The 25,513-nt window shown below is 39.3% G+C and carries 14 protein-coding genes; all 14 read left to right on the forward strand.

From position 1 onward, the window contains the following. The first annotated feature begins 2 nt into the window (after nt 1-2). Complete coding sequence (locus tag L2B55_RS05185; protein ID WP_237849229.1) at nt 3-1,367, forward strand: TlpA family protein disulfide reductase; 1,365 nt, start codon at nt 3-5, stop codon at nt 1,365-1,367. Nucleotides 1,368-1,999: 632 nt separating this feature from the next. Continuing rightward, on the forward strand, nt 2,000-4,180 hold the full coding sequence (locus tag L2B55_RS05190) for a S9 family peptidase (protein ID WP_237849230.1): 2,181 nt from the start codon (nt 2,000-2,002) through the stop codon (nt 4,178-4,180). A 116-nt stretch (nt 4,181-4,296) separates the two neighbouring features. Beyond that, nucleotides 4,297-5,412 (forward strand): TlpA family protein disulfide reductase, encoded by a 1,116-nt coding sequence (locus L2B55_RS05195; RefSeq protein ID WP_237849231.1) that lies wholly within the window; start codon nt 4,297-4,299, stop codon nt 5,410-5,412. Between the two features lie 333 nt (nt 5,413-5,745). Then, nucleotides 5,746-6,306 carry an RNA polymerase sigma factor gene (locus tag L2B55_RS05200; RefSeq protein ID WP_237849233.1) on the forward strand — a complete coding sequence of 187 codons (561 nt, stop codon included), beginning with the start codon at nt 5,746-5,748 and terminating at the stop codon, nt 6,304-6,306. Between the two features lie 69 nt (nt 6,307-6,375). Further along, a complete protein-coding gene (locus tag L2B55_RS05205) occupies nt 6,376-7,518 on the forward strand; it encodes a FecR family protein (protein WP_237849235.1) in 1,143 nt (380 codons plus the stop codon). Between the two features lie 112 nt (nt 7,519-7,630). Next, the gene (locus L2B55_RS05210) at nt 7,631-10,996 is read left to right on the forward strand and encodes a SusC/RagA family TonB-linked outer membrane protein (RefSeq protein WP_237849236.1); all 3,366 of its coding nucleotides are present in this window, start codon (nt 7,631-7,633) and stop codon (nt 10,994-10,996) included. Nucleotides 10,997-10,998: 2 nt separating this feature from the next. Beyond that, a complete protein-coding gene (locus L2B55_RS05215; protein WP_237849237.1) occupies nt 10,999-12,444 on the forward strand; it encodes a RagB/SusD family nutrient uptake outer membrane protein in 1,446 nt (481 codons plus the stop codon). 8 nt (nt 12,445-12,452) lie between these two features. Then, the gene (locus L2B55_RS05220) at nt 12,453-13,232 is read left to right on the forward strand and encodes a DUF4843 domain-containing protein (RefSeq protein ID WP_237849238.1); all 780 of its coding nucleotides are present in this window, start codon (nt 12,453-12,455) and stop codon (nt 13,230-13,232) included. A 16-nt stretch (nt 13,233-13,248) separates the two neighbouring features. Then, nucleotides 13,249-14,754: a PKD-like family lipoprotein gene (locus tag L2B55_RS05225; RefSeq protein WP_237849240.1), complete on the forward strand. Its 1,506-nt coding sequence runs from the start codon at nt 13,249-13,251 to the stop codon at nt 14,752-14,754. A 159-nt stretch (nt 14,755-14,913) separates the two neighbouring features. Further along, complete coding sequence (locus L2B55_RS05230; RefSeq protein WP_237849242.1) at nt 14,914-16,347, forward strand: TlpA family protein disulfide reductase; 1,434 nt, start codon at nt 14,914-14,916, stop codon at nt 16,345-16,347. 20 nt (nt 16,348-16,367) lie between these two features. Beyond that, nucleotides 16,368-17,717: a TlpA family protein disulfide reductase gene (locus L2B55_RS05235; protein WP_237849244.1), complete on the forward strand. Its 1,350-nt coding sequence runs from the start codon at nt 16,368-16,370 to the stop codon at nt 17,715-17,717. A 58-nt stretch (nt 17,718-17,775) separates the two neighbouring features. Continuing rightward, entirely contained in the window at nt 17,776-19,260 is a 1,485-nt protein-coding gene (locus tag L2B55_RS05240) for a retropepsin-like aspartic protease (protein ID WP_237849246.1), read from the forward strand. A 413-nt stretch (nt 19,261-19,673) separates the two neighbouring features. Continuing rightward, on the forward strand, nt 19,674-20,297 hold the full coding sequence (locus tag L2B55_RS05245; RefSeq protein ID WP_237849248.1) for a hypothetical protein: 624 nt from the start codon (nt 19,674-19,676) through the stop codon (nt 20,295-20,297). A gap of 28 nt (nt 20,298-20,325) precedes the next feature. Then, nucleotides 20,326-25,512 carry an MBG domain-containing protein gene (locus L2B55_RS05250; protein WP_237849250.1) on the forward strand — a complete coding sequence of 1,729 codons (5,187 nt, stop codon included), beginning with the start codon at nt 20,326-20,328 and terminating at the stop codon, nt 25,510-25,512. The last annotated feature ends 1 nt before the right edge of the window (nt 25,513 follow it).

The following is a 25,513-nucleotide window of genomic DNA, read 5'->3' on the forward strand; positions in this document are numbered from 1 at the left end:
TCATGAAGAAATACAGTATTCTATTGGCATTACTGGTGCTTGGTGCAATTAAAGCTCAAGCCCAAAACTTTACTGAAATTAAAGGGGTTTCCAAAAAATCGAAACCATCTGAAGTTAAGCTTTACAAAGTTGTCTACGGTCGCATGGAAGAAATTGCCACGACCACGCCTTCAGCTAACGGAGCTTTTGGATTTAGTTTTCAACCTGATTACAAAGGTTTTTATATGGTTGGCATCGGCAACCCAATACAAGGCACCCAAGACAAATTTAAACTGTACGTAAAGGGAGGTGATAAGATCAACCTGGAATTGAATGATTCGACCTATGTTCTTACTGGTGAAAATACAAAAGAGAACCAGGTACTATCACAATGGCAGAAGTTTACCTACAAGATTGAGCGTAAATCGGTTTATTTTAATAAAACCAGAAGTACTTATGTTGATTTCTTTCCTGATTTAGAAGCAGTGGCTGCTCAGTCGAAAACCTGGACTAACGGTAAAACTACCGGTAATGTGGAGTTTGATAAGTTAATGAAACTAACCGTAGATTATGATCTGGCCTATTTCGCTTTAACATTATTAAGTACCCCACGATCTGCCCATCCTAAAAAAGAGGATTATACCGCATACCTGAAAAACTTTATTGCAGACAAGTTTTTGCAAACTGAGGATTTGTTGAAGTTTCCTTATGGAACAAGAATTTTGGGCAACTTGGTTAGGATGAAAGATCAAAGTCCGGAAAAATATGATTTCGACAAGAACGTGATGACTATTGCTAATGATAAATTAAAAGGTGAATATGTGTTATCGAATGCAGCATCTGCAAAATCCTACACCATTTACCTTGAAATGTCCGACAAATACAGTAAATATTTTACAACCGAAGATCAGAAGGCTCGTGCTCAGAAAATCGCTGCCGGTTTGGCCACATTCAAACCAGGCGAAAAAGCCATCAACTTCACTTACCCCGATGCAGCAGGTAAGCAAGTTTCACTGACCGATTTCAAAGGTAAAATTGTTTTAGTAGATGTTTGGGCAACCTGGTGTGGTCCCTGCAAAAAGGAAATTCCTTCTTTAAAAGAATTAGAGAAAGAGTTTCATGATAAAGATGTAGTGTTTTTAAGTGTTTCGGTAGATGAGGATAAGGATAAAGAAAAGTGGAAAAAGTTCATCGCTGATGAGCAATTGGCAGGTGTACAGCTGTTTGCTAGTGGCTGGTCACAAATTGCTCAGGCTTATGGTATAAAAGGTATTCCTCGTTTCATGTTGTTTGATAGAAACGGTAATGTTATCAATGTGGATGCTCCTCGTCCAAGTGATCCGAAGTTGAAAGAAGCCTTGAATGAATGGTTGAGTAAGACAATTTAAGAAGGATGAACGATTAGGAAGCGACCATAGTGAGAGTAGGTTTAATAGGGTCTACAGTTGAAGCTTAACTCAAATATATTAAGTATGAAAAAAAAACTATTTCTTCCCGTTTTTTTGCAAAAAAGCAGGCCTGATTCTGTTCGCATTTGCATTATTACTATATACAATATCTCAGCTAAATATAAATTTAAAAGGTATTAACCCTACACTTTTAACTTTTGTTATAAATTTCAGTCTTGTATTGGGTTTGTTTTTCTTAGTATTCTCAAAAGATAAAATTGAAACTGAATGGATTTCAAAGTTGCGGTTTCATGCAATCATTCTAAGTTTAAGAATGGGTGTGTTTTTTTACCTTTTTCATGCATTTTTAACGTGGACCAAACCCCAATCCTTCACTGATTCAAAAGCAGGCCTGAGGACGATTCTGTTTATACTTTTGATGTCATTGTTTTTATTGGCTTTATATAAAAGAAGACATCAAAAAGGATCTATCCAATTATAAAAAGGCTGAGGAATCAGTTGCTATTCGCTCTAAATAATTGACCTATTTAACCTAGTTCCCATAATAAAGGCTGTGTGTGAGGCGCAGCCTTATTTCATCTTATTCAAGGAATTCAATAATTAAGAATTAAATGAGGTATATCAACTACACTGTTGCTACAATTCTACTGATGACCTGTTTAGGTCTCAGCTCAGTTAAGGCACAGCATATCGAAAGTAAAAGTACTAGCATAGAAAAACCAATTGTCACAGTAAAACTGCCTAGTATAATTGAGTGGACAGACTCATATCACCTCATTGTGCAAAAGGAAAATCTGGGTTTTGCTTCTAAAAACATTTTGATTGATGCACGTAATGGAGCTGAAAAAGAGATCCTGACGCAAAATGTCGCATCAAGAAAGCAAAAAAGTGAAGAAGGAGTAGTAATAATTAAAAATGACATCTACCTGAAGACAGGTAAGGATGCAAAACAGTTGACCAAAACCGAAGGAACAGAAAGTAATCCCAAGCTTTCTCCTGATGGTAAATATGTTGCCTTTATACGTGATCATAACTTGCTTTCAATTGAGGTTGCTACAGGAAAAGTATATCAATTAACAACTGACGGTAGTGATGTAATATTAAATGGTGTTGCTTCATGGGTCTATATGGAGGAAATTTTAGGTCGAGAGACCAAAGGTGCCGCTTTTTGGTGGAGTCCAGACAGTAAATCAATAGCTTTTTTTCGTACCGATGAGAGTAAGGTGCCTTTATTTACCATTGCCGAATCAAAGGGTATACATGGCACCATTACCATGCAACGCTATCCTAAAGCAGGAGATCCTAATCCAGAGATAAAAGTTGGCATTGTGTCTCCAAGTGGTGGGGCTGTAATTTGGGCCGATTTTAATTCAAAAGATGATCAGTATTTCGGAACACCTTACTGGCGACCAGATAGTAAATCACTTTGGGTGCAATGGATGAACCGTGGTCAAGATAATTTAAAGATTTATGAAGTCTCGTTAATGAACGGTAGCAAAAGAGAAATTTACAATGAGGTTCAGAAAACCTGGATTAGCCTGGATGAATCAGATCGGATTACCTTTCTGAAAAATAGCAACGGCTTTATTTTACTGAGTGATAAATCGGGCTGGAGGCAGATGTATTTACATGATATGAATGGTAAAATGATCAATCCTATTACTAATGGAAAATTTGTGGTAAGTGAAATCAAATACATTGATGAAAAGAACCAGATTATTTACTTCATGTGTAATAATGATAACAAAGTACGTTCTGATCTTTATAGGGTAAATTTTAATGGTAAGGGATTGAAGCGTTTAACTTTTGGTCCTTATACGCATGAAGTAGCCCTTTCTCCTGATGCATCTTTTTTTACAACTAAATATTCCAACACAGGTACTCCAACTCAATTAGCACTTGTAGATAAAAAGGGAAAACTGATTAAGGTATTGGGTGATAGTAAGGGTTCGGATCTTAAAATGGAAAACCTCCCTAAATCAGAAGTTGTTTTTGTGAAAAGTGAAGATGGGAAATTCGATATCCCTATGCGGATAACCTATCCAATGAATATGAAGGCAGGCAAGAGCTATCCGGTTTCTATTGCTAATTACGGTGGACCTAATTCAACCAATGTACGTGATAACTGGGTGTATTCTAATTATAATGGAAATTTGGATGTAGATAGAGAGGATAGGATTTTGGTATATATGGATCATAGGGGTAGTACTGAATTCGGTAAGGAAGGACAAAATTACCTTCATCGAAATTTGGGTTATTGGGAACTAACTGATTGGATCTCATGCGTGAAATGGCTAATAGCAAATACACCGGCTGATCCTAAAAAGATCTACATAGGTGGTTATAGTTATGGAGGCTATATGACTTGCTATGCTTTAACCCGCGGTGCCGAATATTTTACCCATGGCGTAGCAGGAGGCAGCGTTGTTGACTGGCGTTTGTATGATACTCACTATACTGAACGCTATATGGATAGTCCGACAGAAAACCCCGAAGGGTATAAAAATAGTTCTGTATTGACCTGGGCCGATAAGCTAAAAGGAAAATTATTGCTGCAAGCAGGAATGAGTGATGATAACGTGCATGTCCAAAATACCTTTCAATTGGTTGATAAACTCCAGCTCTTAAACAAAGACTTTGAAATGGCACTTTACCCGGAAAACAAACATAGCTTATTCAGTCCTAAACTGAACAGTTTTAACGAAAGAGGTAAACGTTTCTTTTACAGGTATGTGCTGGAAAAATCTTTTCCAGAACCTGTTAAAGAAAACCTGAAAACGGGACAGCCATAATAATATTATAAAAACCAAATAATAAAGGGGGCGTGTGAGGCACTGCCTTATTTTTTGTACAAGGTTTTGAAATAATTAAGTCATAAACCGAAATCATAACGTCACATGTCATTTTTATGAAAAAGACAATTCTAGTATTAACCATATTATTTATCAACCTGACTGCATTTGCTCAGGATAGTTTGACTATTAAAGGAGTAATAAAAGGCCTTGGTAACGACAATGTGTTTGTTGGGTTTAAAGGAAGCAATTACAAAGCCTCAGCTAATAATGATACCTTCCTTCTTAAGGTAAAAAAGCAACTATTTCCCACTGACGCTGTGTTCAACATAAATACAGGCGGAAATGGAGGGATGCTTAATAGGCAGCCATTAAATTTTGTTATTGGGCAGTCTGACTTGACCGTCGAAGGAACAAAGGAGGATTATTATTTAGCTTCTATTACCGGAGATAAAGAAAACAATGAGCTAACCGTATATCGTAAATCATTTAGTGAAATTATAAAGAAGCAGACCAGCTTAAGAGAACTTTATCAAAATCCTGATAAGGAGGTATCCAAAAGAGCATTGGAAGAGAGTAAAATCGTTTTTAAAGCTGAGATGCAAAAAGAAAAGGAGTACTTAAAAAAGTATCCTGATTCTTATGCAAGTATGTTTTTGCTTTATAGAATGGAAAGGAAGTTTACGGCGGGAGACTATGAGAAAGCCTATAATTCACTTACGAGTAGGTATAAAACAACAGCCCCTGCAATAGAAATTGCAAAGCGCATACGAGATTTGCAGCCAACCGCTGCAGGTAAGCAAGCCATGAACTTTATTAAAAAGGATAAAGATGGGAAGGAAATAAATCTCGAAAACTTTAAAGGGAAATTGGTATTACTTGATTTCTGGGGGAGTTGGTGTGGGCCTTGTCGGGCAAGTCATCCGCACCTAAAGGAACTTTATTCAAAATATAAAGACAAAGGCTTCGAAATCATTGCCATTGCGCAGGAGCGTGCACCAGGTGATGAAGCTAGAAATAAATGGCTAGAAGCCATAAAACAAGATGACATAAACTGGGTCCATGTCCTCAATAATGAAGAAAAGCAAAAATTGGATCTAGTTAAGACTTATGCTATTAAAGCATTTCCTACCAAGATTTTATTGGACAAAAACGGTAAGTTTTTAATGAGAATAAGTGCAAGTGCAACAGATGATCTTGATCAGATGCTTAAGAAAGAGCTGGATAACTAAGAGAAAGGGATTTAGAATGCTCTAAGTTTACGCTCCTTTAACAACTAAATCTATGAGCCCTTTATATGAAAATATAAGAGGAGTGCTAGCGACTCGTACATCAAAAATGTCTTTTAACGAATGGTTGAGTACATCAAGCGAATGGATTCGAACAAACGATTCAAAATCTGGAATTGTTGATTTGTCAACTGATATATTTATTTGATATTCACTCAATCGGCTTTCAGGCTTTATATTGGTGGTAAATTGTCTAGCAAAAACATGAGATAGTCCATTGTTTGTGAGTGGCGGAAAAATCAAATTAGACCCTTTGCTATATAGGTGACTGTGATTGTGTCTGAAGTTCAAATTATTACAAAGGATCAAATAGAGGAATTGTTCCATGCAAACTATAAAAATTTATGCATGGTGGCAGTTCGTTATGTGCATGATATTGATCTGGCGAAAGATATTGTGCAAGAGTTTTTTGTGTATTTGTTGAACAAGCATGAGCAAATTAAGTTGAAAACCGCTTTTGACGCATACGCTGTCCGCTCCGTTAAATACCTCTGCATTACCTATCATCGAAGACAAAAGCGCCAGAATACAGTTTCTATGGTTGATGATTTACCCGAAACGGCATTTGACCCCTATGGATTAATTGAAGATGAAAACGAACGTTCAGAAATGTACGCCAAGTTGAATGCTTCATTAAATAATTTACCGACTGAAAGACGCAAAATATTTTTAATGAGTAATGTTGAAGGGCTCAGTTATGCTGAAATAGCAGAAAAAAACGGAATTTCAATTAATACTGTAAAAACTCAAATTAAAAAAGCGTACTCCACACTTCGGGCTGAACTTTCTGAAAACGCCCTTGTTAGCCTAATATTATTCTTCCTAAAGAAGGATTAGTAAAATTTTTTTTCATTTTTTATAAAAATCCAATCACCCTTTTTTGCACTTCGTGCGACTTGTCCTTGTATGAAAAGAAAACAAGGCGATTTTAACAGTAAAAAATGGATTCATGATGTCTTAGAAGATCGGTCATCAGAAGAGCATTTATTTCCTACCAGTGATTCAGAGATTTTGAATAAGGAAAAGAAATGGTTTAATGATGCTCGCTTGCAGGCTCAGTTTACTGATGAAATTGATAAGACTGCTGACTGGCAACAAATACAGGCAAGGTTCAGGACTCCTCGCATCATTACGTTAAAGTCATTCCTGAAATACGCGGCCATTTTAGCTTTCCCTCTTTTAATCGGGGCGGCTTTCTTTTTTAAATCCAATCATACAATACCGGAGGTTGCAATAGCTCAGAATACTTACCAGAAGAAAAAGGTGACCTTGATTCTTCAGGATGGTTCAAATGTCGATCTGGAGCAGGCAAAAAATGTAAAGGGCTTCTCAGGCCTTGTTAATAAAAATAGTACCCTTGATTATTCCAAAACAGAAAATATTACCAATGCACCTGTATTTAACACCTTAGTGGTTCCGCGCGGATCAGACTATAAGTTGGTGCTTGAAGATGGAACCGAAGTATGGGTGAATGCAGATACACGAATCAAATACCAAGTGAACTTGAGCAAAACCAATACGCGTCAGGTTTATTTAGAAAACGGGGAAGCTTATTTTAAGGTGACCAAGAATCCTGAAAAGCCATTTATTGTTCACAATGGGCAGATGGATGTGCAAGTAGTGGGCACATCGTTTAATGTGAATTCCTATACCAAAACCATTCAGGCCACATTAGTTGAAGGCAAAGTGAAGGTAAGCGCAGGTTCAGACAAATTCCTGATTTTAAGTCCGGGACAACAGGCAAACTTTATAAGTGCCACCGGTACATTGCAAAAGGAGGAGGTGGATGTTTATCCATTTGTTTCATGGAAGGATGGGGTGATCATTTTTGAAAACCAAACCATGACCGAATTGATGGAAAAAATCAGCCGTTTGTATGATTATGATATTCAGATTAAGGATGAAGAAATCAAGCAGTGGCATTATTCAGGCATAGCCAAAAAATCCTCATCTGTAGAAGATGTTTTAAATATTATTCAAAGTATATCCAAACTTAAGTTCACGATTAAAGAAAGGACCATTATTGTAGAGAAATCGATAAAAAATTAAAAAAAAACGGGCGATGTTGCTGCATCACCCGAACAGGTAAGTTTTTATAAATCAATCGCTTCTGGACAAGTTGCAAGGATTTAAATTCTACTTTTTAACCTAATCCAATCTAATGAAAAATAATTACAAAAGAATTTTACCAATTAAATACCTGAAGGGTTTCAGGAAAAAGGGACTAACAGCCTTTATGCTTTTGTCCTTTTCTATGAATGTTATGGCCCAATCGGTGCCAAAAGTGAGCTTGAATGTTAAAAACGCTCAGGTTTCAACCGTTTTTGAGACGCTAAAAAAGCAGACAAAGGTTTACTTCGTTTATAATCATGAAGAAGTAAATGCCTTACCTAAAGTAACCCTGAATATAAAGGACCAGCCTCTTGAAAAGGTGTTGGAGCAGGTATTGGCAGGCTCGGATTTAGAATATTCGATACAAGGGGAGTCTGTTACTATCAGACTAAAAAATACGAAAGAAAATAAGCAGTCCCGTAAGAAAATAGCAATTAGCGGTATCGTAACTGATGATACTAACGAACCATTGCCGGGGGCGAGTGTGGTTGAAACAGGAATCAATAATGGCACGATGACCAATGAAAAGGGCCAGTTTCAATTGAATGTGGAAGAAAATGGCAGCATAACGGTTAGTTCTCTGGGCATGGCTCCACAAAAAGTTCAGGTAGCGGGAAAAACCAGCTTCAAAATCATAATGAAGGTGAGTAGCAATGGCCTTAAAGAAGTGGTGGTAGCCACCGGTATCTTCAAAAAGGCTGACCAAAGTTATACGGGTGCTGCTACAACCATTACCGCTAAAGAACTGGAAACGGCTAGTAACCGTAATCTTATTGCAGCCATCCGTAATATTGATCCTTCGTTTAACATCCTGGTTAATAACCAAGCCGGTTCTAATCCGAATAAGATACCGGATGTTCAAATCCGTGGAAACTCCAGCCTGCCAAATGTAAATCAAGTGGCATATGATGATCAAGTGCGCGCCTTAAACGTTCCATTGGTTATCCTGGATGGTTTTCCCTCAACCATGCAAAGACTTTTGGATCTGAACGTGGATGAAGTGGAAACCATTACGATTTTAAAGGATGCTGCAGCAACCGCCATTTATGGTTCCCGCGCGTCGAATGGTGTAATATCCATTACACGTAAAGCGCCTAAAGCCGGGAAGCTTGAAGTAAGTTTTCGCAATAACATAAGTGTGGAAGCGGCTGACTTAAGCGCCTACAACCTTTTGGATGCCAGACAAAAGCTGGATCTGGAGTATAAAGCAGGGCTTTACAATGGTGTTAAGCCAGAAGATGAAATCACCAGAAAAACCTATTATAATTATTTACTAAATCAGGTAAACAGTGGGGTGAACACCTATTGGTTGTCGCAGCCTATTCGTAATGCAGTGGGGCAGCGCCATAGCCTTAATTTGGGAGGTGGTGACCAGTCGTTTCGTTATTCGGCTAATGTATCTATGAATGATGTTCAGGGGGCAATGAAAGGGTCGAGCCGTAAAACCTATGCCGCATCCATCAACCTTAGTTACTCCTTTAAAAAATTAAGATTCATTAATAATGCAATGTTTACTCAAGGTAATCAGCAAGAATCTCCTTATGGAGCCTTCAGTGATTACGCGAAGCAAAACCCATATTGGAGTGCTTTTGATGAAAATGGGAAGGCATTAAAGTACTTGGGAGATCCTGGGGATGGTAGTTACACAGGTCGTTGGGGTTTATTGCCTTTGAATCCTTTGTATAATGCAACTCTAAACACCTTTGATAAAACTGAAAACACAGGTCTTACAAACAATACAACCCTTGAATGGCAAATTCTTGATGAGTTGGTTATGAGGGGTAGTTTGGGTGTTAACAAAGGTATGAGCCAAAGTGATAAATACCGTCCTGCTGATCATACTGCTTTCGATATTTACACTGCTGAGAATGTGTTTAGAAAGGGTGATTATCAGTTTGGAACAAGTAAGAACTTTAGCTATGATGCGAATGCCAATTTAGCTTACACCAAAACCTTTGCTTCAAAGCATACCATTTTTGCCGGTTTAAATTATAGCATAAATGAAAATCAAGGCTCGAGTTACGGATTTTTAGCCGAAGGTTTCAGCAATCCAAATTTTAGCTTCATGTCAATGGCATTGCAATACCCGGGAAGCAGTAAGCCTACCGGAGCTGAAATGACAACCAGGTCAATTGGTTTGGTGGGTAACCTGAATTACATCTATGACAGTCGCTATATGGTTGACGCCTCTTATCGCTTGGACGGATCTTCTCAATTTGGAGCTAAGAAACAGTTTGCTCCTTTTTGGTCAGTTGGTGCAGGTTGGAATGTAGATAAAGAAGCCTTTATGAAAAACCAGTCGATCGTTAACCGATTAAAATTACGTGGTTCAGTAGGTGTTACCGGCTCTCAAAATTTTTCAGGTTATCAGGCCATGGCTGCTTACCAATATGAAATGAATGACCGTTATTACAATTGGACCGGTGCTAACCTGATTTCTTTGGGCAACGACAATTTAAAATGGCAACAATCACTGCAGTCAGACCTTGGTATGGATGCCGAATTCCTAAATAGCCGTTTAAGACTTACCGCCGACGTTTATCTGAAAGAAACCAAAGATCTGGTTTCATCCGTAAACCTTCCTGCTTCGAATGGCTATACCAGCTATATTGAAAATATGGGAGATATGGAGAATAAAGGTTATGAGGTAAGGGCTACAGGGACCTTAATACGTGACACTCGCCGTCAGTTTTCCTGGAGTGTAACGGCATCTGCTATGCATAATACCAATAAGATTACGAAAATCTCAGAAGCTTTAAAAAACGCACAAAATGCGTTGGTACTAGCTAAGAGCAGTAGTCCAAGTACTTTATACAGAGTAGGAAGTTCAACTTCTACCATTTACGTGGTTCCATCATTAGGGATTGATCCAAGTACAGGAATGGAAATGTACAGAAGTGCTGATGGAGGCGCCACTTCCACCTGGAATGGAGCTGACATGATAGCTTATGGCTCTGTAGACCCTAAAATTCAGGGAAATTTAAGTTCAATGCTTAGATACAAAAATTTATCGATCAATATTTCCTTTGGATACCGCACCGGCGGCCAATTATATAACTCAACCTTAATTGACAAAGTAGAAAACGCTGATTTTAAATATAACGTAGATGCTCGCGTGTATACTAACCGTTGGCAACAGCCGGGGGATATTTCCGAGTTTAAAGGTTTAATGGTTACAGACCCAACTTACAAAACATCCCGCTTTGTTCAGGATGAGACCACGTTTAACTGTCAGAACATCAATTTGGCATATGATTTAAGGTCGAACTACTTAATTCAGCATTTAGGAATCAAGAGAATGTCTTTCTCAGCAAGTGTTGCTGATCCATTCTATGTTTCGACCGTAAACCAAGAGCGAGGTACAACTTATCCTTTCTCGAGACAATTTTCATTCAGCATTAATACACAATTCTAATCATGAAGAGCTTAGAGATGAAAAAAATTAAATACATAACGCTGGCATTGTTGGGGGTGTTATCAGTTTCTTCCTGCAAGGACTATTTAACCGTGGATCCACAAACCATGGTGGACCAGCAAAAACTATATACAACTGAAACCGGGTTTAAGGATGCTCTTACCGGTATTTATTTGCAAATGAAATCTTCTCAACTTTACGGGGAGGCAATGACCATGACCACCATGGAACATCTTGTTTCTAGTTGGGATGTGGATGTGAATACAACATCAGAGAAACTGAATTTTTTTAATTATACGGATGCAGGGGTAGCAAACACTTTTGAAAGCATTTTTGGAGCTGAGTATAAAGCTATTGCCAACATTAATGCCATTCTTGATCATATTGATGAGAAGAAAGACGTGTTTAAGCCAGGCATGTATGAAACCATTAAATCAGAATGTTTGGCCTTAAGAGCTTATTGCCATTTAGATATTTTGCGTTTATTTGGTCCCATACCTAGCAACACGACCGAAGGCAATATGCTTCCATATGTTACTAGCTTAACACATACACCGAATGCGGGAGTATCTTTTTCAATTTACCAGCAAGCCTTATTAAAGGATTTAGATGAAGCAGCTGCATTGGCCCAAAAAGTAGATCCTATTCTTAATTTTTCGCTTGCACAGCTTAGTAATCCAGGGCCGGCTAATGCATTTTATCCTTCAGACAACTATTTAGCCTATCGCTATCTGCGTATGAACTATTATGCCATTAAAGCGCTTCAGGCTCGTGCCTATTTGTGGTTTGGCAATAATGAAAAAGCTTATGAGTGTGCACGGGTAGTTATTGATGCTAAAAACAATGACGGTTCTCTTAAATTCCGTTTAGGAACTAGCGCCGATTTTGCAAATAGTGATTACGTTTTAACCTGCGAACAAATTTTCGGTGTGTTTGATAACGGACTCTTCAAAAGGAATGATGCTATACTGGCGACTCTGAGAAAAGGAGCAAGCTCAACAACGATTAATACGCAACTTTATGGTAGCACCGGAAAGGATATACGTGAGGTTAATGGTCTTTGGAAAACGGTGACTGCCAAATACGCTCTGAATAAATATAAGATGAATACAGAGACGTCCACTTTGAAACAAATTCCATTATTGCGTCTCAGTGAAATGTATTTAATTGCTGTTGAAACGGCTCCTGCGGGAGAGGCTCAACAATTTTGGGATAAGTTTCGTACCGCGAGAAATCTTGGAGCCTTCACACTTCCAACCGACGCAGCACAAATACGAGACCAAGTTATAAAGGAATATCGTAAAGAATTTTATGGTGAAGGGCAGGCCTTTTTCGCATATAAACGCGTAAACGCTGCTAAATCTCTGATAACATTTGCGCCAGCTACGGCAACCGTAAATTATCTTTTGCCTATGCCTAAAACAGAAACCGTTAACCTTGACCGATAATAGAATCTATGAAGATTAAGAGTATTAAAAGTTTACTAGCAGTTACTTTGGTGTCAAGCGCCTTAGTTTCGTGCCAAAAGGATCAATTTCAGTTCACCGATGTAGCCAGAGTGCAATTTGGTCCAGTTCAGAGTCTGTTTTACGACCGTAATGCTAAGCTTGCCGATACCACAAAAAGCTATACGTTCATATATGCAGGAAATAAAACGAGTGACACGGTTTATTTCGATCTCTATGCCACTGGGGGTGTGTCTGCTCAGGACAGAAACTTTACGCTGAAACAGGTGGATGTTGCCGGAGCAAACAACGCAGTTGCCGATCAACATTTCAGGGCCTTTGATAATGAGTTGTTGAAAAAGAAGTATGTCGTAAAGGCAGGCCAGGTGCATACCATGGTTCCTGTCGTATTGTTGCGTGACCCTTCTTTAAAAACCATGGAAGTAGTTTTAAAATTCGAGGTGCAGGAGAATGAAAACTTTAAACTTGGTGAAACGGCCAACTTGTGGCGTAAAGTAAATTTTTCAGATCGTCTAAGCGTGACCCCTGTTTGGAGTAAAACGACTATGAAAAATTATGTGGGAACTTGGAGCTATGTAAAACACAAATTCATGATCGACCATACCGGTCAGCCATGGAGTGAGGCATGGATAAATGATTTAATTGCTAATGATTATAATCAATTATTGACTTGGATTGCCGTAGCCAAAACAGCTTGGGTTGATTATAACAATGCTAATCCATTAAATAAATTAAAGGACGAGAACGGGGTACTAATTGTTTTTCCATAATTAAAGGATTTTATCAATGAAAAAAATATATACGATAGCAGGGGCGGCAATGGCCTTGTTGGCAATCAGCTGTTCCAAAGATTTAGGCAACTATGACTTTAATCCCAAAGAAGTAATTAGCATTGAAGGGGTTGCTAACTCCTATACCGTAATTTCGGGAAGCGAAAAGATTACGATTGATCCAACCCTAAGCTCTACATATGGGAGCTCAAAATTTGATTGTTTTTGGGGAATTTATGAGTCAAATGTAACAGGATTCAATATCCAAAAGCTTGACACTCTCTCTAAGACCAAAACCTTGGATTACTTTGTGACTCAAAAACCAAGTGACTGGACGCTGGTGTTTTGTGCAAAAAATAAGGAAACCGGTTTTGCGCAGTACAAGCGTATTCCTTTAAAAGTCACTACTCCTTCAGCAGGAGGATGGTATGTTTTAAAAGATGACGGAAGCCAAAGTGATATCGATTTATTTAAGACCCCTACTTCCATAATGCCTGCTAGTAAGCAAGAAAATATCTTTAGCTTATACAATGGGAAAAAAATGGAAGGAAAGGCTACATTTTTGAATTACATAGTCGATTATAAATCATTCGAATCCGGGGTTCTTGCTGCTACCAAAACCTTGTTTGCAGGAACTGATAAGGATCTTTCAGCGGTTAGTATTTATTCTTTTAAGGAGATTAGAAACTTGGGCGGAATGTTTTATGACAAGCCAAGCCTAATGGTTCCCGGTTTTTTAATGTATCCTTCTCCTTCTAATACTGATTATTTTTTACTAAATAATGGTCAGCTTCATGGTCTTTCGGCTATTGTTGCTAACACAGGTTTGTTTGGTGGCCGAAAATTAGCTGATGCGGCGAATACTCCTTATAAATTGTCAAAGTACTCTACTACCGGCCCTTCTTCTACCGCGTTTTTCTTTGATGACCTGAGCAGTTCGTTTTTTTCGGGAACAGCTTTGGCAAATACTTTAACACCAATGGTTGATATTGGTCCGTCGCAGGGTAAGCCACAAACGGCAATGAGCGCCAAGAATAATAATAAAAGATTGTTATTTATGGATGGATCATATGCCTATTTTCAGGATAAAACAAATGCTAACATGAAAATTTTATCCAGCTTAACATTAAATGCTTCCGCATTTAAAATGGTAAACGATACTGTTAAAACCACGGATAAAATTTTTAATGCCACCAATTTTGCCCTTTTGCAACCAGGAGATGAAAACATGATTTACTTTGCGAATGGGAACGAGGTCTGGTCTCGTAACTTGACAAACAAACAAGAAATAAGGCAGTTCATCGTTCCTGCAGATGAGGTGATCACATTTATCAAACATCGCAAATTTACGGGAACAGGGATAGATGCACCGTACTCTTACAATTACGTAATGATTGGCACCAAGATAGGGGGGAATTATAAAGTACGCATGTTTAAGAAATCTTCTGGTAACTTAAACACTGCTCCTGAATTCACTCTGGACGGTACGGGTTCAGTAGGAGACGTGTATTTTCTTAGGTAATGGTGTTTATTTATTCAAGTGATTTTTAATTAGGAGCCGGCAGCTTTCCTGCTGCCGGCTCCTAATTAATCAAAAAAATATAGGATAGCAATCACACTCTGCTAAAAATTAGGAGAAGGGGATCGCTATTGCCTAAAAAAAGCCAAATTTTAAACAACAATGAAGAAAAAAATTTTAGCAGTTGCTCTGTTGCTTTCGAGCTTCGGTGCATTTGCGCAGGTGAGCATCGTGAAAGGTGTCTTTAAGGCGGAAACAAAAGAGGGCGAAAAGTCATTCTTTAAAATAAATGCACCGGTTACGGATAAAGACAACCCTTTTTATATCATTAATGATGTTTCGCTTTTAAAGCTGGAGGACGGTGAATTTAAAGTTGTCGCTACCACTCAGCTGAATGAGGATGGCAGCTTTGCCTTTAAGTTTAAGCCAACTTATGAAGGATTTTATGCGATTGGGCAGGGTGGTAAGGATTGGGATAGAGGCCAGTTTCTTTTGTATTTGAAACCTGGTGATAATGCGGAGGTTTCTATTAATATGAATAAATTCCATGTTGATCTGGTTGGAAAAAATACGCCCGAAAACCAGGTGTTGGCCTCATGGGCCTCATTAACCGAAGAAGTTAAAAACTTGTCCGTATATTGGACCTCTTTTTCGGGAAAAACCTATCGTGATTTCTTCCCTGCTTTTGAAACAGTACTACCTAAAGCTGAAGCTTTCAAAAAAACCATCAATACGAAAAACTCCACCTTTAATACTTTAATGAAAGAGCTGACCGCTTACGATATGGATAGTTATGCTCTTCGATTTATTTACACACCCCGCACTGTGCATCCGACCAAGGATGAGATGCTGGCTTACTATAAGGGGATAGTAGTTAAGAATAAATTCCCCAACAACGATATTTTTTCATTGCCTTATGTTAAAACCTTAATGCAACTATATGTTGCATACGCCACAGGTGGCATAAAGCCAAGTGCTTCTTTGGAAGATAAGCTGGCATGCTTAAGCACTGATCTGCAAAAGGGCGAGTTTCTTTTAAGAGAAAAAGCTCCCTTTTTTAAATATACCGATGAGCTGGATGACCTGGTGAGTAAGTATGGTAATTATTTACAGACGGCCAGCCAAAAAAAGCGTATTGAAGAACTGCGTCCGAAATTACAAGTACCTAAAAAAGGATTTAAAGCTTATGATTTTACTTATCCGGATAAGGATGGAAAAATGGTTTCATTAAGCGATTGCCTTGGCAAAGTGGTAGTGGTTGACATATGGGCAACCTGGTGCGGCCCTTGTAAAAAGGAAATTCCTTATATGAAAACGTTGGAAAAAGAGTTTCATGGCAAGGATATCGTTTTTATGAGCGTTTCAACCGATAAATTGGAAGATAAGGACAAATGGCTTAAAATGGTTAAAGAAATGGAGATGACCGGGGTTCAACTGCATGCCGGGCAGGGTACCAAAATCAGCCAGGATTATAAAATAAATTCAATACCACGTTTCCTGGTGATTGACAAGAAGGGAAACATCGTATCAGAGGATGCCCCGAATCCTTCCGATCCGAGATTGAAGGATATAATTGTGACTGCACTTAAAAACTAAGGTTCCAAACGTAACAGAAAATGAAAAAACAATTCTTAATAGGCTCATTATTACTTTCAAACGTTTGTGCCTTTGCTCAACTAAGTGAAATACAGGGAGTAGTGAGTTCAAATAACAAAGACAAGGCAAAAGGAATAACCCTTGTAAAAGTGGAGGATGGCCAGTATGAGGTTTTTGCTACTACCGAATTAAATACAGATGGCTCATTCGCCTTTTTAGTAAAACCATCAAATGAAGGTTTCTATGCTATACGGACAAAAGATATGGGTCGTCAATTTCCTATTTATTTAAAGCAGGGAGATCATGTAGAGGTAACAATTGATGATAAAAATCATGTTGAATTAGCTGGTAAGAATACGCCTGAAAATCAGGTGCTGGCCTCGTGGTCGAAATTGACAGAAGAATTAAAAGCAAGATCGATTTATGAGGAGGGCTACAAGAGCAACATGAATGATTTTTCGAAATGCCTTGCCCAGGTAGCTGATAAAGCCGAAACCTTTAAAAAAGGCATTAACACCAAGAATGCAACGTTCAATGGGTTAATGAAAAAGCTAACCACCTATGATCTGGACCTCTATGCGCTTTATTATTTATCGGCCCAAAATGAAAAGCCCAGCGGTGATGGACTTTCTGCTTTCTACAAGAACCTGGTTGTAAAAGATAAATATTCCGACGACGATATCTATTTAACCGGAAACGGGAAAACGTTGTTGAAAATCTACCCACGCTTTGCAATTGGTTTAGATAAGCAAACAACACTTGATGAAAGGCTTCAGTATTTAACAACCAATCGTCAAAAAGCAGATATGGTTTTGGCCGAATACAAGGATATGAAAACCTATCAGCAGTTGGAAGACATGAGGGCTAAATATGGGAAGTATTTACAAACCCCAAATCATAAAAGGATTGTTGAGGAACTTGATAGAAAACTCCTTATTACCAAAGCCAACTTTAAAGCACCGGGATTTACTTTCCCTGATCTAAACGGGAAAATGGTTTCATTAAGTGATTTTGCCGGGAAAGTAGTTTTAATGGACATTTGGGCCTCATGGTGTGCGCCATGTAAAAAGGAAATCCCTTATTTAAATGAACTTGAAAAAGAGATGCACGGTAAGGATGTGGTATTCATGAGTGTTACCATTGATAAGCCTACAGACAAGGAGAAATGGTTAACAGCTATTAAAGATAATCAGGCGGGCGGCAATCAGCTCTTTTCGGGAAATGAGGACAAATTCGCAAAGGATTATATGATCAGTACAATTCCTCGTTTTGTGGTCATTGATAAGAAAGGAAATATGGTTCAAATGAATGCGCCGCGTCCTTCTACTCCTGAATTAAAGCAATTACTCCTGGAGGAACTTAAAAAATAGACCTGTAATAGCGGGTAATTATTCTAAAAGATGCTTATTCTGACAAGAAAATATTCAAATGCGTAAAATAGTCTATTTGTTGTTGTTTGGTGTATGGGCCCTTATTGGTCCTCTCCATGCACAACCTGTGAAATCTGATTCGGTTTTCGTGAAGCTTCAACAAGCTTTTAAAGCAAAAAGTGTAGTCTTATTGGAGCCTGTTCTTAGTACTGATTTTTCGGTAGGTGTTTATAACAGCCCCATTGCAAAATCGATGTTGCAAAATATAGTAAGCAGTTTTGCAGTTGATTCAATTAAACTGAAAGCATCGGAAAAGGTTTCCGGCAAAAACTCAATGCTGCTTATTGTCTATCCACATGGAGAACCGGCTATCACTACCAGGGCCTGGTTAGATGAGGGCAATAAGTTGTTATACGTTGATCTGTTCGATCAATTGTACGGTTTAAACCGTTATCAGGTTTCTACCTTACAAGCCACCATTCCAATAGAGGTCAAAGATGGCTCTATTTTCTTAATAGCTACTATTAACGATAGCAAGAAGCCTTTGCGTTTTTTGTTTGATACAGGCGCCGATGGGATGGCTATGCGAAAATCTACGGCTGATAGTTTAGGCTTGATCGTAGCTCGTGAGCAAAATACCTCGGTAGTAGGTGGCAGCATGAAAATTCAGGTTTCAACCGGCAATACCATTCATTTCGACAAGTTTGCTGTGAATAACCAAAGTGTGGCGATTTTTGAGAGCGTGCGGGAAGGTACCGCTGGAATCATTGGGATTACTTTGGCCTACCAATATATTGTAAAAGTTGATTTCGATAAAATGGTTATGCAGCTTTACAAGATGGGGAATTACAAAGAAGAAGATAAAAGCGGAACTACCTTGAACATTAAGAACGGAAAAGGAATTCTTGTTCTTCCTCTTAATTTAAAAGTAGGAGAAAAAGAAGTAACAGGTGATTTTGTATTTGATACGGGTGCCGGTTATTATGTGATTGGTTTTGGCGGTTTCGTGAAAAGAAATGAACTTTTAAGCAGTGGGTTCAAACCTTATTTTGCCGCTACAACGGTAAGTATGGGTGTGTCATCACCTACGTTTACCGGGAATTTTGAAAAAATGGCTGTAGGCGCAATAGACCTCCGTAATATTCCGGGAACGTTGAAAAAATATCGTGAGGGGGATGAGTATGCAAAAACTGAAGACGGTTCTTTTGGCGTAAAAACCATCAGTCGCTTCAATTTTACGATTAACCTTGCGGAAAAAACCATTCATTTAACGCCTAACCAACGATTTAATACCCCGGTGGACTTTATGCTAGGTGATAAAATGTTCAGTTTCAATGAAAATGGGAACATGAATGTGATTGCTGATATAGGAGCGGAACAACTATTCAAGCAAGGAGATGTGGTTTTATCCATCAATGATATTGAAGCTGAATCCTTAAAGAAAGAACCTTCAAGGATTCTGGAACTACAAGCAATTCCTTCGGGCTCTAAGCTTTCATTTAAAGTTTTGCGGGATGGGCAGGTAATAAAAATTTCAGCCTAAAGTTTATTGATCAACTAACGAATAATGATCATTAGGCATTTTTGCAGAAACATAAAAATACAAAAGCGGCTGTTTCAAGTAGAAACAGCCGCTTTTTGCGTTTGCTACCTTGTCAGGAGTTTTCGTCAAATACAATGCTTGCCTTATTAAATATTTTTCTTTCGCGACTGCCTCTAAAATAATATTTCGTTTTTTTTCAAAATCCAGTCACCCTTTTTTGCACTGCATGCGACTTGTCCTTATATGAAAAGAAAACAAGGCAACCAGGTTAGCATTAAGAACCCAAATTTAAGTGTTTCGGGATGGGTTGGTTTTAAAAATTTCAGCCTAAAGTTTTACAATGAATTCATTGAAATTAACCGAAGGGTTGTGTACTATAAGAAATTAAATCAATAGCCTATATCAATTCAATCATGAAAAAAGTTACAATTGAGTCCTTTTTAGGAAGGGTCTCCCTTCTTATAATCTTCATCATAGGGAGTGCTCAAATTTCATTTGCCCAAAAAAATAAGGACAAAAACAAAGAGGTGCCTGCATGGATCAGGATGATGGACGAGCCTGGGGTGAATTATAAACAAGCCGTTGCCGAGTTTGAGAGATTTTGGGAAGGGCGCACAACTCCTATTGAGGAAAATGAATTATTTGAGAGCGCGGGAGATGAAGAACGTGAACGCGAATTACGCAAACGTGAAAAGCGTTTGAGTAAACGCGATCCGGCTATCATCTATGCAGGTGAATACAAGCGATTTAAAAACTGGCAGTTTATGGAAGCTGATTTTGTAAAACCGGATGGCACGCTGAAGACGATGGACGAGCGTTTGGGTGAGTGGGAAAAAGAGAAAGAGCTTCGTAAGGCCTATGAGTTTAAACCTCGCCAAAAGGAAAAAGAGACAGGTAAAGATCGTCAGTCTGATCCTCAGAAAAATGGAAAAGAGGTACCTAAGGACCAGCAAACTGATACTCAGAAAAAGGAGAAAGTACGTAAGGACCAGCAATCTGATCCGCACAAACCGGCTAACAGCAAAAATAAAAAGTAATCTGTTTACCTGATACTAAAAGCTTAAAATGAAAAAAATATACTTTTTCAACCTTCTATTGCTCTCCCTATTCAACGCGATCTCGGCGAAAACCTTTGCACAACATCAATGGAGAAGCGTAGGGCCTTATGTTATGCCAGTAGATGGTAGTCCTACCCTTATTTCTGGACAGGGAAAGGTGATGCAGATCAAATTCGATCCAATAAATCACAACCGGATCTATGCTATATCTAATCTTTCGGCTTGGGTAAGTGACGACAATGCCGAGCATTGGAAAATTTTGGGTACAGACAATTTGCCATACCTTACGCAAATGGCCTCCATTTGTATCGATCATACCGATAACAAAACACTTTATTTAGGTGGTGGCGAGTCGGGTTTGAGTGGGCCCGGAACTGGTGTGTGGAAATCGACCGATGGCGGCGCCACTTTTCAGCCAGCTAATAAGGGTATGATCCTCAAGAATGGGAAGATTGGTGTTGTCAAGGAGATTTTAATGTCTCCTACCGATAGAAATACGCTTGTGGCCGCGACATTTGATGGTATTTATCGTACAACTGATGGCGGCGCCAATTGGACGCTAGTTACTCCTGCAGACAAGGTTACCGATATGCAGTTCGCTCCCGAGGAGGGGTCTTCTACGATTTACGCGGTATCCCAGATAAACGGAAACTTTTACAAATCCACGGATATGGGCCAAACCTGGGGCGTAACAACTATTACAACAGAATTAATTAATAGTAGTGGTAATATAACAAGTGGTTATGGCGCAAGGGTAGCGGTAAGTAAGGCCGATCCGAATGTGGTATACGTGGCTTTTTTAGGCAGCAATTCTTCAAAAGGAGGCGTAATCTACAGATCAACTGACCGCGGGGCATCATTTACGATGCAAAAAGGGGATGTAAGTCCTAACCTGGCCGGGTATAGTGCAGAACAAGCCGGACAAGGGGACTACAATTTTGATATAGCGGTCGATCCGAACAATGCTGATAAGGTATATGTATGTGCGCATGTTGTCTGGGGAAGTACTGATGGCGGAGTTTCATGGGCTCAAACCTATAATACAGGCTGGCAAAGAACCATGCATACCGACATGCACGCCCTTCGGTTTAATCCATATAATACTTCACAGTTATTCTGTGTTAATGATGGCGGCGTGTATGTGAGTACGGATAATGGTTTATCCTGGACTCCTAAAACAAGGGGTATGATTAACACTGAGTTTTACAACATGGGCAATAGCCCAATAAGTAAGTATTTAATTGGTGGCGGTACGCAGGATAATGGAGAGTTATATTATAAGGATGGTGTTTGGTATAATAATACCGGTGGCGATGAAAGAACCAAATATGCACACGATAATTTTACTGATAACTTCTATTATACTGATTATGGAATGAAGCGCAATGTAAAGAAGTCGGGCAACGGTCCAAAGATTGACATGTATGTTGCTAATTATGCAGCTACTGACCGTTATGCATTTTCTTATTTTGACCTCAATCAGGCTTTTCTTGGACAAAAATCCATTTATCGGTCAAACGACGTTCAAAATACCAATGTGAAGCCAACCTGGACTAAAATTTTTGACAAAACATCGCTGACAACAGCTATAGCCACATCGCCGGTAGATCCCAATAAGTTGTATGTGCTTTCCCAGGATAGGACATTTCACCGTTGCAAATATATTAATGATGCAACACCGATATTTGAGCAGGTAGCGAATGCCCCCAGGCCAGCTTCAGGTAATTTGACCACCGGCGCATTGGCGGTATTAAAAAATGGTGTCATTTATATGGCAAGTGATGGTTATGTGTGGCGATCGGCTAACGAGGGAGAAACCTGGGACCCGGTAGGTGCAGGCCCTGTTGCCCAGCAAATGAATTCTCAAAATGTGTTGACCTTGGTGGCTGATACGCTCCGCGCAAATATAGAAGCAGTATATGCTCATACTAAACAAGCAGTTTATTATAAGGATAATACCATGTCTGATTGGTCCTTTTATTCCGATAATTTGCCGGGGATCATTTTCAAATCAGCTATGGATATTTACTATGATCCGATTAATAAAGAAAATAGCGTATTAAGAGTGAGCACTTATGGTCGTGGGATTTGGGAAAACTACCTGGCCGGTAGTAATCCTGATCAGCCAAATCAGGCCCCCATTGTGAATATCACATCGATTGGTGATGGTATGACCTTGAATACGAATCAGGCCATAAAACTTCAATCGTATGCGGCTGATGCAGGAGGCAACGTTGCTAAAGTAGAATATTATCAGAATGGAACCCTAATTGGTGAGTCATCCTTTCCTCCTTATAGCGTACCTTTTACGGTGCCGAATACAAGCGGTAATTTGATCATTACGGCTGTAGCTACTGATGATGAAGGTCTGTCAACTGTTTCTGCGCCGGTTAACATTACTTTAAAAGAGCCGTGGTGTAGTTCTTCTCCACTTATTCCTCAAGGAGATTTAAAAGTGCGTTATGCTGATAGTCAGCAAGGAGTGGGTGCAGCCCCAGAGTTAAATCATGCATCAGATAAGGCTATAGATAACTCATCATTGACGTATTGGAGTACGCAATCAGATGCTCCTGTTCCTTCTTTTCCGCATGAAATACAGCTTGATTTGGGGGCTACCTATTCGGTGAATCAATTTAAATACCTTCCGGTTAGTTTTAATGGAGATGGAAGGGTTAAGGATTACGAAATCTATGTGTCAATGGATGGAACCCAATGGGGGACCCCAGTGGCCAAGGGGGCATTTGACAACACGATGGATGAAAAGCTGGTGGCTTTTGGTGATAAAAAAGGAAGATATCTTCGCTTTAAAGCAATATCAGGTACAAATGACGTACAATATGTGACTGCTGTAGAATTAAATGTAGGTGGCTGTCTATATAATGATCCGCCTGTCGTAACTATAACTGCACCAACGGCTAATCAGAAGTTTAATCAGAATACCGACATTACTATAACCGCTACGGCTACCGACGTGGGTGGTTCGATTGCTAAAGTGGAGTTTTTTGACGGTGCAACTAAAATTGGGCAAGTAGTAGCACAGCCATACACATTTACGTTTAAGACCACTGTAGGGGGAACACATTCATTAAGAGTGGTGGCTACAGATAATTTGGGCGCAAAAGCATCTTCGTCAACAATCAATGTAATTGTTACAGATGGTATCGGTCCGGTTGTTAGCACATTACCAGGTGCATTAGATGCCACACTGGCATGTAGTGATGCTGCAGGTCTTGCTACTGCTTTAGCCATGGCGCCTGTGGCTACTGATAATAAGACAGTAAATCCGGTGCGGAATGTAGTTAGTGATATCACTGTTACCGGAAATGAAGTTGAATTTGTTCGTACCCGCGTATGGAATTTCACCGATGAAGACGGCAATGTTTCAAATAACTTTACACAGGTTATTAAAGTAACTGATAAAGTTTTCCCGGTGTTAACAGCAACTGACCAAGTTCACCCTAATTTTGTTATCTCAGAAGTATACACAGTTCCGGCTATTACTTCAACTGATAACTGCGGTATTAAAACATTAACCTATGAGATAACCGGTGCCACAACCAGAAGTGGTAATGGGCCTGATGCAAGCGGTAATTTCAATGTGGGACAATCAACCATTGTTTGGAACGCTTTCGATAAAGCCGGTAATGTAAGCACTATTCAAACTGTTGTTACAATCGATCCTCCGGCAAATCGCTTTGATCAAACCATTAATTTCCCGGCCTTAACTACCAAAACATATGGAGATGCAAGTTTTGATTTAACAGGAACTGCATCCTCGAATTTGAGCTTAAGCTATTCATCAAGCGATGCTTCTATTGCATCGATCAGTGGTAATAAAGTAACCATCCGTAAAGCCGGAACGGTTACCATTACAGCCAGCCAGGGCGGAAATGCAGTATATAAACCGGTTTCAGTATCGCAGATCCTAACTATAGGCAAAGCGAACTTAACAGTAAGTGCGGATAATAAGTCAAAGGCTTACGGCGCTTTCAATCCGGCCTTAACGGTATCATACAGCGGTTTTGTGAACGGCGATAATGCTTCAAGCTTAACAACTGCTGCAACAGCTACGACCAATGCCACATCAGCAAGTGCCGCAGGTACTTATGCGATTACAGCCAGCGGAGCTGCCTCTTCAAACTATACGTTTGCATATCAAAACGGCAACTTAACGGTAGATAAAGCGAGCTTAATAGTAAGTGCGGATAATAAGTCAAAAACGTATGGTGCAGCCAATCCAGCCTTAACGGTATCGTACAGCGGTTTTGTGAACGGCGAAAATGTTTCAAGCTTAACATCTGCTGCAACAGCTTCGACCACCGCAACAGCAGCAAGTGCAGCTGGTACGCATGCGATTACAGTCGGCGGAGCCGCTTCTTCAAACTATACTTTTGTATATCAGAACGGCATCTTAACGATTGGTAAGGCGGAGTTAACGGCAAATGCTGATAACAAGCAAATGTGCCAGGGTAGTTTACCAACCTTTACCATAAACTATAGCGGTTTTGTGAATGGCGATAGTCCGGCTAGTTTGCAAACAGCGCCAAGTGTAAACACGACCGCTAATGCTGCATCTGTAGCAGGAACTTATTCCTTAACACCAACGGGTGGTGTTTCCAATAATTACAACTTTAACTATGTAAACGGAAGTTTAACGATCAATGCCTCTCCTCAGTTGAGCATCAGCAGCAATAAGCCTCGGGAAATCGTCAAAGGAGATTTTGTGGAGTTGAAGGCGGAAGGTTTGGCTTCGACTTTTGAGTGGCAAGAAGCTGCCGGAATACAATCGGTTAAAAACTCGGCGATTTTGACGGTGCAACCTATGCAAACTACAACTTATGTAGTGAGAGGATACAATGCCTCAGGTTGTTATACAGAGCAATCGTATACGATTGATGTGGCAGATAAGTTCAAAAAGGATATCTCCAATGTTTTAACGCCAAACGGTGATGGCCGAAATGATAAATGGGTAGTGCGCAATATTGAGTTTTATCCGAATAACGTGGTGAAGATCTTTAATAAGGTAGGACGACTCATTTACCTTAAAAAAGGGTATCTGAACGAATGGGATGGTACTTTTAATGGGACAAAATTGCAGGAAGGCACCTATTATTATGTCGTTGATTTAGGTGACGGATCTGAGCCATTAAAAGGCTTTATCTCAATCGTGCGCGACTTAGCGACTAATGAATAAT

It is taken from the genome of Solitalea lacus, assembly GCF_022014595.1.
Taxonomy (GTDB): Bacteria; Bacteroidota; Bacteroidia; order Sphingobacteriales; family Sphingobacteriaceae; genus Solitalea; species Solitalea lacus.

Coding starts and splice junctions, on each gene's coding strand:
- L2B55_RS05215 (WP_237849237.1), top strand. CDS start 10,999: ATGAAGAGCTTAGAGATGAAAAAAATTAAATACATAACGCTGGCATTG.
- L2B55_RS05230 (WP_237849242.1), top strand. CDS start 14,914: ATGAAGAAAAAAATTTTAGCAGTTGCTCTGTTGCTTTCGAGCTTCGGT.
- L2B55_RS05240 (WP_237849246.1), top strand. CDS start 17,776: ATGCGTAAAATAGTCTATTTGTTGTTGTTTGGTGTATGGGCCCTTATT.
- L2B55_RS05225 (WP_237849240.1), top strand. CDS start 13,249: ATGAAAAAAATATATACGATAGCAGGGGCGGCAATGGCCTTGTTGGCA.
- L2B55_RS05220 (WP_237849238.1), top strand. CDS start 12,453: ATGAAGATTAAGAGTATTAAAAGTTTACTAGCAGTTACTTTGGTGTCA.
- L2B55_RS05210 (WP_237849236.1), top strand. CDS start 7,631: ATGAAAAATAATTACAAAAGAATTTTACCAATTAAATACCTGAAGGGT.
- L2B55_RS05205 (WP_237849235.1), top strand. CDS start 6,376: ATGAAAAGAAAACAAGGCGATTTTAACAGTAAAAAATGGATTCATGAT.
- L2B55_RS05195 (WP_237849231.1), top strand. CDS start 4,297: ATGAAAAAGACAATTCTAGTATTAACCATATTATTTATCAACCTGACT.
- L2B55_RS05185 (WP_237849229.1), top strand. CDS start 3: ATGAAGAAATACAGTATTCTATTGGCATTACTGGTGCTTGGTGCAATT.
- L2B55_RS05245 (WP_237849248.1), top strand. CDS start 19,674: ATGAAAAAAGTTACAATTGAGTCCTTTTTAGGAAGGGTCTCCCTTCTT.
- L2B55_RS05235 (WP_237849244.1), top strand. CDS start 16,368: ATGAAAAAACAATTCTTAATAGGCTCATTATTACTTTCAAACGTTTGT.
- L2B55_RS05190 (WP_237849230.1), top strand. CDS start 2,000: ATGAGGTATATCAACTACACTGTTGCTACAATTCTACTGATGACCTGT.
- L2B55_RS05250 (WP_237849250.1), top strand. CDS start 20,326: ATGAAAAAAATATACTTTTTCAACCTTCTATTGCTCTCCCTATTCAAC.